Genomic DNA, 14,044 nt, shown 5'->3' with positions numbered 1-14,044 from the left:
ACCGGGTGGGGATCGCTCGTCAATCAAAGTAGTCCATATGCCCGTACACTGCACCGCTGCGCTCACTCCACGAGGACTTTGCATGAAATTAATGATTGGCCTGGCCGCTTTACTGCTGGTATCGGCATGCACCACGACCCCGCCCGCTCAGGACGCTGCAGCGTCCACCTGCCTGGCGGGCGGCGGCACCATGAAGCAAGTCGGCAAGCTGCAAAGCTGGAAGTGCATCACACCATATAAGGACGCAGGCAAGGCGTGCACCGACTCCAGTCAGTGTGAAGGCGAGTGCCAGACCAGTGTCACCACCCAGTCCGGCAACGGCCCGGTGACCGGCGCGTGCCAGGTAGATAACGGCCACTTCGGCTGCTCGGCGACGGTAGAGAAAGGCAAGCTGGGCCGGGCGATCTGCGTGGACTGAGCCACACCACCGACCCCATTCGGCGCGCGGGGGCAGCGAAACGGAGGTGTATTACTTGATGATCGAAGCCGCGCACCCGCCCATGGCCCAGCTGTTCCAGCGGGCAGGAAGCGGCTGAAAGCATCCTAAGCTCAGATCGAAAGAGTATTTATCGAATGGTTTTTAGATCATTAAGCTCAGGGCTATTTCGTTGAAGATCGAGCCCACCATGTCCCTTCGTCGTCCCCTCGCCGCTGTATTAGGATTGCTGGCCTTTTCCGTTGCCTTTAGTGCGCAAGCCCAGGAAACCGTGCGCATCGGTTACCAGAAATCCTCCACGCTGATCACCCTGCTCAAGACCCAGGGCACCCTGGAGAAAGCCCTCAAGGCCGACAACATCGATGTGAGCTGGCATGAGTTCCCCAGCGGCCTGCCGCTGCTGGAAGCGCTGAACGTCGGCAACGTCGACATCAGCGCCGACGTGGCTGACACCGTGCCGATCTTCGCCCAGGCCGCCCAGGCCAAACTCACCTACTTCGCCCAGGAAGCGCCCTCGCCTTCGGCCCAGGCCATCGTGGTGCGCAAGGACTCGCCGATCCAACAGTTGGCGGACTTGAAGGGCAAGAAAATCGCGGTGACCAAGGCTGCCGGCACTCACTATTTGTTGATCGCCGCCCTGAATAAAGCTGGCCTGGCGTTCTCGGATATCGAACCGGCTTACCTGTCGCCAGCCGATGGCCGCGCGGCGTTCGAGAACAACAAAGTCGACGCCTGGGTCACCTGGGAACCCTTCCTCACCAGCGTGCAGCGCCAACTGCCGACCCGCACCCTGGCCGATGGCGCAGGCCTCGCCAGTTACAAGCGTTACTACCTGACAGGCACGCCCTACGCCAAGGCGCACCCAGAAGTGCTGAAGGTGGTGTATGGGGAATTGGAAAAGACCGGCAAGTGGGTGAAAGCCCATCCGCAAGAAGCGGCGAAAGTGCTCGGCCCGCTGTGGGGCAACCTGGACGTGGCCACGGTGGAAGCGGCGAACGCGCACCGCAGTTATCAGGTGCAGCCGGTGACGGTGGATCAGTTGGGTGAGCAGCAGAAGATTGCCGATGCGTTCTTCAAGGCGGGGTTATTGCCCAAGGCGGTGGATGCCAAGGATGTGCAGACCTGGCGGCCTTGAAGGCTGGCGTGATCTAAATGTGGGAGGGGCGGTGCGACGATTCGACTTGCCCCCGATGACCATGGGTATCTAAACAACTTTTCAGACGCTGACAAATATCCCTGTGGCGAGCGGGCTTGTCCCGCGTTGGGCTGCAAAGCAGCCCCAGTCAAGAAGAATGCGGTGTATCAGACACTCTGTTGAGGCTGGTTTTGGGGCTGCTACGCAGCCCAACGCGGGACAAGCCCGCTCGCCACAACAGCCCTATCTGCCGGACGTTCAGTGTTGAGTCAACGTTATGTAGATCCCTATGTTCATCGGCGGCAAGTCGAATCGTCGCACCGCCCCTCCCACAGTGGGTTTGCATATGCCGTTAGAGGAGTGTTCGGGCTAAAGCCTTTTTCCACTCTGCATAACGCCCTGCCATTGCGGGGTCATCCTGCGGCTCAAACCGCTCGCGCTGGCGCTCCAACTGCCCCAGCGCCGTATCACTCGCCCACACGCCCAACGCCCGTCCCGCCAGGTGCGCTGCGCCCAGCGCCGACACCTCCGGCGACAGGCTGCGCACCACCGGGCGTTGCAGCAGGTTGGCAAGGAACTGCATCAGCCAGCGATTGCGCGTGGCGCCGCCGTCCACCCACAGTTCTTTCAAAGGACTGCCGATGTCTTGTTGCATCGCCTCAAACACATCGCGAATCTGATAGCCGATGGATTCCAGCGAGGCGCGCAGGATGTGCGCGCCGGACGTGGCTTCGGTCAACCCGCAGATCAGCCCACGGGCGTCGGCCTTCCAGTGCGGTGCGCCGAGGCCCGACAGCGCCGGGACAAAATACACACCGCCGTTATCCGGCAGTTGCGCAGCCTGTTCGGTCAAGGCATCCAGGGATTCGCCAGCCACCAGGCGCGACGCCCACTGCACGGCAGCGCCGGTATGGACGATATTGCCCTCCATGCCGAAGGTGGGTTGGCTGCCGTCATGCCAGGCCAATGTGGTGGACAAGCCATGGGTGGACGCAATCGGGCCACTCATGGGCGTCATCAAGGACGAACCGGTGCCGAGGGTGGCCTTGACCAAACCCGGCGCAAAACCGCCCTGCCCGTACAGCGCGGCATGGGAGTCGCCAATCATCGACATCACCGGGATACCGGCGGGCAAGCCGCCCACGGCGACGGTTTCGGCGAAGAACCCGGCGCTCGGCTGGATCGGCGCCAAGGCCGCAGCAGGAATGCCGAACAGTGCCAAAAGCTCAGGATCCCAGGCGCATGAGTGCAGGTTGAACAACTGGGTGCGTGCGGCATTGGAATAGTCGGTGGCGAACACCTGACCGCCGCTGAGTTGCCACAACAGCCAGCTGTCGACCGTGCCCAGGCAAATATCACCCGCAGCGGCGCGGGCGTGACCATTGTCCAGGTTGTCGAGAATCCAGCGAAATTTGCCCGCCGAGAACATCGGGTCCAACGCCAGCCCGGTCTTTTCCAGGATCAGCGCTTCATGACCCTGCGCATGCAGTTGCGTGCATAACGCCGTAGAGCGTCGGCACTGCCAACTGATGCACGGCGACAATGGCTCACCGGTATGCCTATCCCAAGCCACCACCGATTCGCGCTGGTTGCTGATCGCGAGCGCAGTGATCGGCCGATCTACCTGGGCCAGGCACTCTTCAATCGCAGCCAACGTGTTTTGCCAGATCAGCAGCGGGTCCTGCTCGGAAAACCCGGCCTGGGGATGACTGATGCTCAAGGGCCGCGAACCGCGCGCGATCACCTGGCCCAGTTCGTTGACCAGCACCGCCTTGGCGTTGCTGGTGCCTTCATCTATCGCAAGGATCAGCGGGGTGTTGTTATTCATTGATTTCACCGCAACCGAGTGGCAGCCGCCACGATCCCAGCCGCGTCGATGTTATGCAAGGCGCGGGTCGGTTCGCGGGCACCGGCGGCGGCGTACTCGCCATCGCCGATACCCAGGCGGATCAATGGAATGCCCAGCCCGGCTTCAGCCAGCACTTCAGCGACCAGGCTGCCGACGCCGCCATTAACGTTGTGTTCTTCCACGCTGATGACGGCGCGGGTGCCGCTCAAGGCGCTGAGCAATACATCACGCTGCAAGGGCCGGATCGACGACAGGTTGATCACCTGCGCCTGGATGCCCTGCTCCGCCAGCAAGGCCGCCGCATCCACCGCTTCATGCACCACCGAGCCCAGGGCCACGATGCTCACATCGGCGCCCTGGCGCAGGATGTCTACCTGACCGGGCACAAACTGATAGTCGGCGCCGTGGACGTCCGGCAAGGCTTTACCATCGAGACGGATATACACCGGGCCGTGGTAACGCAGCGCGTAATCGACGATCTGCCGGCACTCGACGGCATCCGCCGGGGCAAAAATCTGCACATTGCCGAAGCCGCGCATCACAGAAATATCGTCAAGGCTGTGGTGGGTGCTGGCCAACGGGCCATAGCTGGTACCGGCGTTCAGGCCGAACATTTTCACATTGGCCTGGTTGTAGCAGACGTCCACCTTGATCTGCTCATTGGCGCGAGAGATTAGAAACGGCGCCGCATTGCAGGTGGCTGCAATCTTACCGCCCAGCGCCAGCCCCGCCGCGACGCTGACCAAGGACTGCTCGGCAATCCCGACATTGATCAACCGCTCTGGAAAGCGCTGCATAAACGGACCGATCTTGGCCGTAGACGTGGAATCGCTGACCACTGGCACGACGTCCAACCCGGCGTCGACTGCATCAATAAAGGCCTGCACCATGACACTCGCCAAATGTTCACTCGCCATGGTTCAACTCCTCCAGTGCTGCATTGATTTCATCGCCCTTCGGCACACGGTGGTGCCATTCAGGGCGGGCTTCGATAAACGACACGCCCTTGCCTTTGATGGTGTGGGCGATCAGCACCTGGGGCGCGCCGGTTTGGGTCTGCATGGTTTCCAGGGTTTCGATCAACTGGCCCACGTCGTTGCCATCGCATTCGCTGACGGTGAAGCCGAAGGCGGCCCATTTCACGTCCAGTGGGTCGAGCGGCATGATCTCGGCGGTCAGGCCGGCCAGTTGCAGTTTGTTCTTGTCGACGATCACAAACAGGTTATCCAACCCGTACTTGGCTGCCGCCATGGCGGCTTCCCAATTGGAGCCTTCGGCCAGTTCGCCGTCGCCGGTCAGCACGTAGATGCGTTTTTTGCTGCCGGACATCTTTGCCGCCAATGCCAGCCCCACTGCCACTGGCAAGCCGTGGCCAAGGGCGCCGGTGTTGAGTTCGATGCCGGGGGTTTTCTGGCGTACCGGATGGCCGGGCAAATGGGAATTGAAGTGCTGGTAAGTGGGCAACCATTCAGTAGGGATATAGCCCGCCTGTGCCAGGCAGCAATACAAACCACCCACGCCATGGCCCTTGCTCTGGATATAGATATCGCGATCAGGGTCTTCAGTGCGTTCCGGGCCGGTATTGAGGATGCGGAAGTACAGAGTGGCGAGGATGTCGGTTTCCGACAGGTCCGCTCCGGTGTGACCGCCCGCCGGTGAATCGGCGTTGAGGTGGATCACATGGCGGCGGATCAGGCGGGCCTGTTCCTTGATCTGGTGGGCGTCGTACTGGAAGGCATTCATGCAGCGGCTCCTGTGGGGCTGACCACGTGAGGTGAAAGTGTCCAAAGCTGTGTTTGAATATTTATTCAGCAGTGACAATATATTTCTATTTAGACGCTGATCGTCCGCGCGGTCAAGTGAGCGATCCACGGAAAAACGAAATAAATAGAAGAAACATCCCTCGGACAAACGGGCAAAATCCCACACGGGCTGGTCTATCCCGTGGCTTTGGCCGTGGTGAAAGCGCCGGTTTAGAGGCATACCTGAAAAATTAAGCGCTTGACTTTGCCACGGTGTCACTGGAATCTGAATTAACAGTCAGGCACGCATAAATATTCAAGCGACCTGAAAGCACTCCAAAAAAAATAAATCAGGAGAACACTGTGGACGCCAAAGCTATTGTCCAGCACCCGGCCGAACTCAAGCCGCCACCCCGCCCACGTATTGTGAAACTGCTGCCCAGCAACATCGGCGGCCCGTTGATCGGGCTGGTGTTGCTGGTGCTGGTCTTCTCCTTCAGTTCCGAATTCTTCTTCTCCTTGCGCAATGGCCTGAACATCCTCGATCAGGTCACGGTGCTGGGCATCCTGGCGATCGGCATGACGGCGGTGATCGTCATCGGCGGCATCGACCTGTCGGTAGGCTCGGTGCTGGCCTTCTCGATGATGATGCTCGGCTGGCTCTACCAGGATCAGGCAGTGCCGCTGGGCTTCGCGATTCCGATCTCGATTGCCACCGGGATGCTCGCCGGGCTGGTGTCCGGCGCGTTGATCACCTACGCCAAGCTGCCGCCCTTTATTGCCACGCTGACCATGATGTCGGTGGCCCGTGGCTTGGCGAATATCCTCACCGAAGGCCGGCAGATCGTCGGCTACCCGGAGTGGTTCACCAGCCTGGCCACGGTGCGGCACTTCGGCTTTCTCTCGGCAACCGTCGGGCTGTTTCTGGTGATGCTGCTGGTGGCGTGGGTGTTCCTGCGCTTTCGTGCCGGCGGCCGCAACCTCTACGCCATGGGCGGCAGCCCTGAAGTGGCGCGCCTGTCCGGCATCAAGGTGCGTGCGATTACCTTGTGGGTGTACGCCATCAGTGGTGCGCTGGCCGGCATCGCCGCCGTGACCCTGGCGGCGCGCCTCGACTCTTCCCAACCCAGTGCCGGCCTCAGCCTGGAACTGGACGCTATTGCCGCCGTGGTGATTGGCGGGGCCAGCCTCAGCGGCGGCGTCGGCAGCATCGGCGGCACCCTGGTGGGCGTGCTGATCATTGGCGTGTTGCGCAATGGCCTCAACCTGCTGGGCGTTTCCCCGTTTATTCAACAAGTGGTGATCGGCGTGGTCATCGCCCTCGCCGTAACCATCGACACCCTGCGACGCCGTTCCAGTACTGCCCGTTAAACCTGTTCGACAGTTGACACCCTCCAACAATAAAACCAGGAGTCACCGACATGTTCAGCCCCAAGAAACTGCTTATCGCCACTGCTCTGGCGGCCGCAACCCTTACCGCTGCCGGCACCACCTGGGCCAAGGACCTGACCATCGGCCTGGCCGTGGCCAACCTGCAGGCCGACTTCTTCAACCAGATCAAGCAATCGGTGGAAGCCGAGGGCAAGGCCAAGGGGATCAAGGTGATCACCGTGGACGCCCAAGGCAACTCCTCGACCCAGGTCAGCCAGATTGAAGACCTGATCACCCGCCAGATCGACGTGCTGATCTACATCCCCGCCGGTGCTACCGCCGCCGGTGTGCCCGTCAAAGCCGCCAAGGCCGCGGGCATCCCGGTGATCGCCGTGGACCGCAACGCCCCCGACGCACCAGGCGACACCTTTATCGCCAGCGACAGCGTGGCCGGCGCCAAGACCCTGGCCGAGTACGTGGGCAAGATCACCGACGGCAAAGGCCGCATTGCGATCCTGCAAGGCCAACTCGGCACCACGCCGGAGAATGATCGCGCCAAGGGTTTCGAGGAGGGCCTGAAAGCCTTCCCGGACCTCAAGGTCGTGGCCCAGCAACCCGCCGAATGGGCTCAGGACAAAGGCTTCGCCGTGGCCCAGGACCTGCTCCAGCGTGATCCGAATATCACCGTATTCTTCGGCCGCGCCGATGCCATGGCCCTGGGCGCTGCCCAAGCGGTGAAGGTCGGCAACCTGGATCACAAGGTCGTGGTCGTCGGTTTTGACGGCGACGTCGCCGGGCTCAAGGCCGTCGAAAGCGGCGTGCTCAACGCCACCATGACTCAGCAGACCCAGAAAATGGGGCGCCTGGCCGTGGCCTCGGCGATTGATCTCAAAGCCGGCAAGGCCGTGCCCAAGGAGCAACTGCTGCCCACCGTGCTGACCACCAAAGAAAACGTCGCGCCGTTCCTGCAACAGCACCCGTAAGCCTTGGAGGTCGTCATGCAAGCAGCAGCTCTGGATAGCAGCGCCGATGCGGTGCTGTGCCTGCGCAATATCAGCAAGGCCTACGGCCCGGTGCAGGTGTTGTCCCAGGTCAATGTGGATATTCGCCGCGGTGAAGTGCTGGCCCTGCTCGGTGAAAACGGTGCCGGTAAGTCGACCTTGTCGTCGATCATCGCAGGCCTCGTGCAACCCGAAGCTGGCGGCAGCATGACCTGGCTCGGCGCGCCGTATGCACCCGCCTCGCCGGGTGCGGCACTGGGCGCAGGTATCGGCCTGATCCACCAGGAAATCCGTCTGCTGCCGCAACTGTCGATCGCCGAGAACATCTTCGTCGGTCGCCTGCCCATGCGTTACGGGCGGGTCGATCGCGACTACATCGAGGCCCAGGCGCAGATCCAACTGGAACGCCTGGGGCTCAACGTGCCGGCGTCGCGCAAGGTCGAAGGCCTGAGTGTGGCGGCCCAGCAATTGGTGGAAATCGCCAAGGCGCTGACCTTGAAGGCCAGCTTGCTGATTCTCGATGAACCCACCGCTGCGCTGGGCGCTGAAGAAACCGAGTTGCTGTTCAAGCAGGTGGAACGGCTGAAAGCAGAAGGCGTGTCGTTTATCTATATCAGCCATCGCCTGGAAGAAATCGCGCGCATCGCCGACCGCGTGCTGGTGCTGCGCGACGGTCGTCAGATCGCCCTGCATGCCACCGCGCAAGTGCCGGTGCGCGAGCTGGTGGAGCAGATGGTCGGGCGCAGCCTGGAGCGGATTTTCCCCGCGCTGCAGGCGCCGCAGGAGCAGGTGATGTTGCAGGTCAAAGACCTGACCTGCCGCGAATTCGCTTTGCATGGCATCGACTTCAGCGTGCGTGCCGGCGAAGTGTTCGGCATTGCCGGCGTGGTCGGCGCCGGGCGTACGGAGCTGGTGCGCACCATTGCCGGTGCGGCCCAGGACATCAAGGGGCAGATGGTGCTGGACGGTGAGGTGCGCCAGCTGCGCAGCCCGTTTGAAGCGATTCAGGCCGGTGTAGTGCTGGTACCTGAAGACCGCAAACAGCAAGGCGTAGTCGTGGAACATCGCATCGAAGACAACCTGGTCTACGGCAACACCGACCTGCTGGACAAACGCGGTTGGGTGCTCCCTGCCCCGCTGCGTGAATTCGCCCGAACGGCGGTGGCGCGGCTCGGCGTGAAAGGTTCGCCGCAGTCGCGGATTTCCAGTTTGTCCGGCGGCAACCAGCAGAAGGTAATCATCGCCAAGTGGCTGGCACGCAACCCCAAGGTGTTCATTCTGGATGAGCCAACACGCGGCATCGACGTGGGTGCACGGGCGGCGATTTATGAAGTGATCGCGGACTTGGCGGCCAAGGGCATGGCGGTGATCGTGGTCAGTTCCGACCTGGATGAAGTGCTGGGCTTGTCCCATCGGGTGATGGTGATGAGCCGAGGCCGGCAGATGGGGATTCTGGAGCGTGGCGAGGCCACACCGGTGTCGGTGATGGAAATGGCCACCGCATAACCAAACACCTACACAGATCCAACTGTGGGAGGGGGCTTGCCCCCGATGAGGGAGTGTCAGTAGAAGCATCTGTCACTGAACCACTGCTATCGGGAGCAAGCCCCCTCCCACACGGGTCCACTGTGATTTCAAATAACGGAGTTATCCATGCAGCTTTTCAGTCTTCAGGGCCAAGTGGCCTTTGTCACCGGCGCCGGCAGCGGCATCGGCCAAGCCATCGCTGTCGGGCTGGCCGAAGCCGGCGCAGATGTCGCCTGCTTTGATCTTCCGGGCAGCCCCGGCATTGCCAGCACGGTAGAACGCATCCAGGCGCTGGGCCGTCGCGCCTTGGCGTTGAGCGGCACCGTCACCGAGCGCGCCGCACTGGATGCAGCGGTCGCACGAACCGAACAGGAACTCGGCGAACTCAGCGTCGCGGTCAACTGCGCCGGCATCGCCAACGCCCAGGCCGCCGAAGACCTGGAACTGCAACGCTGGCAAACCACACTGGACATCAACCTCACCGGCATCTTCCTCAGCTGCCAGGCCCAGGCCGCCGTGATGTTGCCGCGTGGCAAAGGTGCAATCGTCAACATCGCCTCCATGTCCGGCAGCATCGTCAACCGTGGCCTGTTGCAGGCGCACTACAACACCTCCAAGGCTGGGGTGATCCACCTGAGCAAAAGCCTGGCGATGGAATGGGCCGACAAGGGCCTGCGCGTCAACTGCATCAGCCCCGGCTACACCGCCACGCCGATGAACTCGCGCCCGGAAGTCGCCGACCAGGTGAAGATCTTTGAACAGACCACGCCCATGGGCCGTATGGCCAGCGTGGAAGAAATGGTCGGCCCGGCAATTTTCCTGGTCAGCCAGGCGTCATCTTTCTGCACCGGTGTCGACCTGTTGGTCGATGGCGGCTTTGTGTGCTGGTAAGGAGTCTTGTGATGTCGCAACGTTTCAGCGGTAAAACCATCGTGATCACCGGCGCCTGCCGTGGCATTGGTGCCGGCATAGCCGAGCGCTTCGCTCAGGAAGGCGCCAACCTGGTGCTGGCCTCCAACGACCTGGAGCGCGTGACGTTCACCGCCGACCAACTGGCGCAGGAATACGGCGTGAGCGCCCTCGCCCTCGGCATCGACGTCACCAACGAAAGCGATATCGAGAAGCTCTACCGCGAAGGCCACGCCCGCTTCGGCAGCATCGACGTGTCGGTGCAGAACGCCGGCATCATCACCATCGACCACTACGACAAAATGCCCCGCGCTGATTTCGATAAGGTGCTACAGGTCAACACCACTGGCGTGTGGCTGGGGTGCAGGGAAGCGGCCAAGTACATGGTCAAGCAAGGCAGCGGGCGGTTGATCAACACCTCGTCCGGGCAAGGTCGCCAGGGTTTTATCTACACACCGCACTACGCAGCCAGCAAAATGGGCGTGATCGGCATCACCCAAAGCCTGTCCCTGGAGCTGGCGCCGCATAACATCACCGTCAACGCATTCTGCCCCGGCATCATCGAAAGCGAGATGTGGGACTACAACGACCGCGTGTGGGGCGAGATCCTCAGCACCGACGAAAAACGCTACGGCAAGGGTGAATTGATGGCCGAGTGGGTCAAGAACATCCCCCTGCGCCGTGCCGGCAAACCCTCGGATGTGGCGGGTCTGGTAGCCTTCCTGGCCTCCGACGACGCGGCGTACCTGACCGGCCAGGCGATCAATATCGACGGCGGCCTGATCATGTCGTAAGGGTTTGGTATCCTCACGGCCATTGTGTCAATAACTGAGGCTTTCATGAGCCAGATCGAAGAACAGCGCCTGATCACCAAGATCGCGAGCCTCTATTACGAAGAAGGGCTCAAGCAGTCCGAAATCTCCACGCAACTGGACCTGTCCCAGTCCTTTATCAGCCGCGCCCTGCGCCGGGCGCTGCAGGAAGGCGTAGTGAAGATCAGCGTGATGCGCCTGCAAGGCCTGCACCTGGAACTGGAAACCCAATTGCAACGTCGCTACGGCGTGCGCCGGGTGATCGTGGTGGAAGCCACCGAGGCCGGAAATGACGAAAGCATCAAGCAAGCCATCGGCTCGGCCGCTGCGCACTACCTGGAAACCAGCCTGTCGCCCCAGGACCATATCGGCATTTCATCGTGGAGCAGCACCATTCGCGCCATGGTCGGCCACCTGCATGCGCAGTCGGGCAAGCAAGGCGCCGAGGAAGTGGTGCAACTGCTCGGTGGCGTCGGCAACAAAGGCGCGTTCGAAGCCACCTTGCTGACCCAACGCCTGGCCACCCTGCTCAACTGCCCGGCGTATTTGCTGCCGTCCCAAAGCATTGAGCAATCGGTGCAGAGCAAGCAGCGCATCGTGCAGATGGAAGAGGTCAAGGAAGTGCTGCAACGCTTTGACAGCATCACCCTGGCGATCGTCGGCATCGGCGACCTGGAGCCCTCGCAATTGCTGCGCAACAGCGGCAACTACTACACCGAGGACATGCTGCGCCTGCTGGCCGAGCGCGGTGCGGTGGGCGATATCTGCCTGCGCTACTTCGATGCCCAGGGCAAGCCGGTATTGGAAGAAGATGAAGAATTCGTGGTGTCGGTGGCACTGCCCAAGCTGCGCTCAATCCACCGCGTGCTCGGCCTGGCCGGCGGGCTGAACAAGGTCCAGGCGATACGCGGCGCGCTCAAGGGCGGCTACCTGGACATCCTGATCACCGACCTGGATACCGCACAGGCCCTCAACCAATAACCTATTTTTTGGAGACAGCCGCTCATGACGTCCAAGCTCGAACAACTCAAGCAATTCACCACCGTGGTCTGCGACACCGGCGACCTGGAAGCCATCAGCCGCCTGCGCCCTGTCGACGCCACCACTAACCCGTCACTGCTGCTCAAAGCCGCTGCGATCCCGGAATACGCCGAATTGCTGCGCAATGCGGTGTCGTCATCCAAAGGCGATGTAGGCCTGGCGTGTGACCGCTTCGCGGTGTCAGTGGGCTGCGGCATTCTCAAGGTGATTCCGGGGCGCATCTCCACTGAAGTCGACGCGCGTCTGTCCTTCGATGAAGACGCGCTGTGGGCCAAGGCCAACCAATTGATCGCCCTGTACGACCAGGCCGGCGTCGGCCGCGACCGCGTGCTGATTAAACTGGCCTCCACCTGGGAAGGCATCCGCACCGCCGAACGCCTGGAAAAATCCGGCATCCAGACCAACCTCACCCTGCTGTTCTCCTTCGCCCAGGCTCAGGCCTGCGCCGACGCTGGCGTGTTCCTGATCTCGCCGTTCGTGGGCCGCATCTACGACTGGTACCGCAAGAGCACAGGCCTGGACTACACCGGGGCTGAAGACCCAGGCGTGCAGTCGGTGACGCGCATCTACAACTACTACAAAGCCAACGCCATCCCGACCGTGGTGATGGGCGCCAGCTTCCGTACCCTCAGCCAGATCGAACAACTGGCCGGCTGTGATCGCCTGACCATCAGCCCGGACTTGCTGCAAAAACTGGCTGAAGACAACGGGCCGCTGGAACGCAAGCTGCAACCTGGGGCGGCCGGTGAAGCGCGCCAACCGTTGACCGAAGCGCAGTTCCGCTGGGCGTCGAATGAAGATGCAATGGCCACCGAAAAACTGGCCGAAGGCATTCGCCAGTTTGCGCGGGATCAGGAGAAGTTGGAGGCGCTGTTGGCTGGGCTGTAACGCCGTCAACCTGCAGGAGCGAGCTGGCTCGCTCCTGCATCAGCTTTGTGCCACACCCGTGCCGAACCTGCGAATCGCCAGGCAATACCCGATCAACGCCACCGCCGCCAGCATCCCCCCCGCCACGCCAATCCAGGCGAAACCGAAGTGACTGCCGACCCAACTGCCCATCAGGGCGCCGCCGCCAATGCCGATGTTGTAGATGCCGGAGAACATCGCCATGGCTACGTCAGTGGCGTCCGGCGCCAGTACCAGCACTTTGGATTGCATGGCCAGGCCGAAGCCCATGATCGCCATGCCCCAGAAAATGCTCAGGATCACCAGGTACGACTCGGCGCCGCTCAAGGGCAGCATCAGCGTGAGGCACGCGGCCAGGATAAACACCGCGCCGACCACAAACAGGTGCGGGTTGAAGCGGTGCACCAGGCTGAACAGCAACGAGCCGATGATGCCCGCGCCGCCGAAGACCAGCAGGATCAGGGTCACGGCGCTGCCATCCATCCCGGCCACGCCTTCGACGAAGGGTTCGATGTAGCTGTAGGCGGTGAACTGCGCGGTCACCGTGAGCGCAGTGAGCACGTAAAGCGCCACCAGCGCCGGGCGCTTGAACAGCAGCGGCAGGCTGCGCAGGGAACCGGAGTTCTGGCTCGGCAACGGTGGCAACGTGCGCGCCAGCCAGAACACGAGAGCGGCGGCGAAAGCGCCGATCACCAGGAAGGTAGTGCGCCAGCCCATGGCCTCGCCGAGCAGACGCCCCAGAGGAATCCCCAACACCATCGCCAATGACGTACCGGTGGCCAGCAACCCGAGGGCTTGTACCTGTTTGCCCTCCGGCGCCAGGCGCACCGCGAGGGACGCTGTGATCGACCAGAACAACGCATGGGACAAGGCAATGCCGATCCGGCTGACCATCAACAAGCCAAAACTGTTGGCCACGCTGGAAAGGATATGGCTGAGGATAAACATGCCGAACAGCACGATCAGCAATTTGCGCCGCTCGACGTTACGGGTCAGCAGCATCACCGGCAGTGAGGTCAGGGACACGATCCAGGCGTAGATGGTGAGCATCAGGCCGACGCTGGACACGGGCATGTCGAAGCTGGCACCAATGGCGCTCAGCAGGCCGACCGGTACGAATTCGGTGGTATTGAACACAAACGCGGCCAGCGCAAGGGCGATGACCGGTTGCCAGTTGGCTTGGGGGGTTGCGGCTGAAATGCTCATTGAAAGGCGAGGTACTCTGGCGATGATCAAACGGCCACCCAGGACAAGCGCCGCCGCTTGGCATTCTATAGGTTTCTCGGCTGGCTGTTGACGCCGATACCCCTCAAGA

General features: G+C 61.9%; 13 protein-coding genes. 9 read left to right on the top strand and 4 right to left on the bottom strand.

Annotated features, from left to right (window positions below; translation table 11 throughout):
• Nucleotides 1–82 precede the first annotated feature (82 nt).
• Both G9Q84_RS23200 and G9Q84_RS23195 read left to right on the top strand, forming a co-directional pair.
• Nucleotides 83–418, top strand: coding sequence for a hypothetical protein (locus G9Q84_RS23200; RefSeq protein WP_032889532.1), 336 nt, complete (start codon nucleotides 83–85; stop codon nucleotides 416–418).
• Between the two features lie 208 nt (nucleotides 419–626).
• Nucleotides 627–1,571 carry an aliphatic sulfonate ABC transporter substrate-binding protein gene (locus G9Q84_RS23195; RefSeq protein WP_181644164.1) on the top strand — a complete coding sequence of 315 codons (945 nt, stop codon included), beginning with the start codon at nucleotides 627–629 and terminating at the stop codon, nucleotides 1,569–1,571.
• Between the two features lie 352 nt (nucleotides 1,572–1,923).
• On the opposite strand, the gene G9Q84_RS23190 is transcribed toward G9Q84_RS23195, so the two are convergent.
• The 3 genes from G9Q84_RS23190 to G9Q84_RS23180 are packed head-to-tail and all read right to left on the bottom strand — an operon-like array spanning nucleotide 1,924 to nucleotide 5,163.
• Nucleotides 1,924–3,399 (bottom strand): FGGY family carbohydrate kinase, encoded by a 1,476-nt coding sequence (locus G9Q84_RS23190; RefSeq protein WP_032889537.1) that lies wholly within the window; start codon nucleotides 3,397–3,399, stop codon nucleotides 1,924–1,926.
• A 5-nt stretch (nucleotides 3,400–3,404) separates the two neighbouring features.
• Nucleotides 3,405–4,337 (bottom strand): transketolase family protein, encoded by a 933-nt coding sequence (locus G9Q84_RS23185; protein WP_181644163.1) that lies wholly within the window; start codon nucleotides 4,335–4,337, stop codon nucleotides 3,405–3,407.
• Complete coding sequence (locus tag G9Q84_RS23180; RefSeq protein WP_032889543.1) at nucleotides 4,327–5,163, bottom strand: transketolase; 837 nt, start codon at nucleotides 5,161–5,163, stop codon at nucleotides 4,327–4,329. The genes G9Q84_RS23185 and G9Q84_RS23180 overlap by 11 nt, the downstream gene beginning before the upstream one ends.
• 362 nt (nucleotides 5,164–5,525) lie before the next feature.
• Here G9Q84_RS23180 and G9Q84_RS23175 point away from each other — a divergent pair, with 362 nt between their 5' ends.
• The 7 genes from G9Q84_RS23175 to tal all read left to right on the top strand — a co-directional run bounded on the left by G9Q84_RS23175 (nucleotide 5,526) and on the right by tal (nucleotide 12,711).
• The gene (locus tag G9Q84_RS23175) at nucleotides 5,526–6,533 is read left to right on the top strand and encodes an ABC transporter permease (RefSeq protein WP_050442857.1); all 1,008 of its coding nucleotides are present in this window, start codon (nucleotides 5,526–5,528) and stop codon (nucleotides 6,531–6,533) included.
• Nucleotides 6,534–6,583: 50 nt separating this feature from the next.
• Nucleotides 6,584–7,516, top strand: coding sequence for a sugar ABC transporter substrate-binding protein (locus G9Q84_RS23170; RefSeq protein WP_032889545.1), 933 nt, complete (start codon nucleotides 6,584–6,586; stop codon nucleotides 7,514–7,516).
• 15 nt (nucleotides 7,517–7,531) lie between these two features.
• Nucleotides 7,532–9,040, top strand: a complete 1,509-nt coding sequence (locus G9Q84_RS23165; RefSeq protein WP_032889548.1) for a sugar ABC transporter ATP-binding protein — start codon at nucleotides 7,532–7,534, stop codon at nucleotides 9,038–9,040.
• A gap of 132 nt (nucleotides 9,041–9,172) precedes the next feature.
• Nucleotides 9,173–9,952: an SDR family oxidoreductase gene (locus G9Q84_RS23160; protein ID WP_260368257.1), complete on the top strand. Its 780-nt coding sequence runs from the start codon at nucleotides 9,173–9,175 to the stop codon at nucleotides 9,950–9,952.
• A gap of 11 nt (nucleotides 9,953–9,963) precedes the next feature.
• Entirely contained in the window at nucleotides 9,964–10,764 is an 801-nt protein-coding gene (locus G9Q84_RS23155; RefSeq protein ID WP_122681258.1) for an SDR family oxidoreductase, read from the top strand.
• 45 nt (nucleotides 10,765–10,809) lie between these two features.
• Nucleotides 10,810–11,763, top strand: coding sequence for a sugar-binding transcriptional regulator (locus G9Q84_RS23150; RefSeq protein WP_181644162.1), 954 nt, complete (start codon nucleotides 10,810–10,812; stop codon nucleotides 11,761–11,763).
• A 24-nt stretch (nucleotides 11,764–11,787) separates the two neighbouring features.
• Nucleotides 11,788–12,711 carry a transaldolase gene (tal, locus tag G9Q84_RS23145; RefSeq protein WP_032889556.1) on the top strand — a complete coding sequence of 308 codons (924 nt, stop codon included), beginning with the start codon at nucleotides 11,788–11,790 and terminating at the stop codon, nucleotides 12,709–12,711.
• A 39-nt stretch (nucleotides 12,712–12,750) separates the two neighbouring features.
• Here tal and G9Q84_RS23140 read toward each other — a convergent pair whose 3' ends face one another.
• A complete protein-coding gene (locus G9Q84_RS23140; RefSeq protein ID WP_032889558.1) occupies nucleotides 12,751–13,935 on the bottom strand; it encodes a sugar transporter in 1,185 nt (394 codons plus the stop codon).
• Nucleotides 13,936–14,044 lie beyond the last annotated feature (109 nt).

The sequence above is a fragment of the Pseudomonas sivasensis genome (assembly GCF_013778505.1).
Taxonomy (GTDB): domain Bacteria; phylum Pseudomonadota; class Gammaproteobacteria; order Pseudomonadales; family Pseudomonadaceae; genus Aquipseudomonas; species Aquipseudomonas sivasensis.
Note: the sequence above shows the minus strand (reverse complement) of the source record. Positions and strands in the feature narration are given on the sequence as shown.

Excerpts from the sequence above, each read along its gene's own strand:
- G9Q84_RS23200 (WP_032889532.1), top strand. The coding sequence starts at position 83 with ATGAAATTAATGATTGGCCTGGCCGCTTTACTGCTGGTATCGGCATGC.
- tal (WP_032889556.1), top strand. The coding sequence starts at position 11,788 with ATGACGTCCAAGCTCGAACAACTCAAGCAATTCACCACCGTGGTCTGC.
- G9Q84_RS23170 (WP_032889545.1), top strand. The coding sequence starts at position 6,584 with ATGTTCAGCCCCAAGAAACTGCTTATCGCCACTGCTCTGGCGGCCGCA.
- G9Q84_RS23190 (WP_032889537.1), bottom strand. The coding sequence starts at position 3,399 with ATGAATAACAACACCCCGCTGATCCTTGCGATAGATGAAGGCACCAGC.
- G9Q84_RS23140 (WP_032889558.1), bottom strand. The coding sequence starts at position 13,935 with ATGAGCATTTCAGCCGCAACCCCCCAAGCCAACTGGCAACCGGTCATC.
- G9Q84_RS23155 (WP_122681258.1), top strand. The coding sequence starts at position 9,964 with ATGTCGCAACGTTTCAGCGGTAAAACCATCGTGATCACCGGCGCCTGC.
- G9Q84_RS23165 (WP_032889548.1), top strand. The coding sequence starts at position 7,532 with ATGCAAGCAGCAGCTCTGGATAGCAGCGCCGATGCGGTGCTGTGCCTG.
- G9Q84_RS23195 (WP_181644164.1), top strand. The coding sequence starts at position 627 with ATGTCCCTTCGTCGTCCCCTCGCCGCTGTATTAGGATTGCTGGCCTTT.
- G9Q84_RS23180 (WP_032889543.1), bottom strand. The coding sequence starts at position 5,163 with ATGAATGCCTTCCAGTACGACGCCCACCAGATCAAGGAACAGGCCCGC.
- G9Q84_RS23150 (WP_181644162.1), top strand. The coding sequence starts at position 10,810 with ATGAGCCAGATCGAAGAACAGCGCCTGATCACCAAGATCGCGAGCCTC.
- G9Q84_RS23185 (WP_181644163.1), bottom strand. The coding sequence starts at position 4,337 with ATGGCGAGTGAACATTTGGCGAGTGTCATGGTGCAGGCCTTTATTGAT.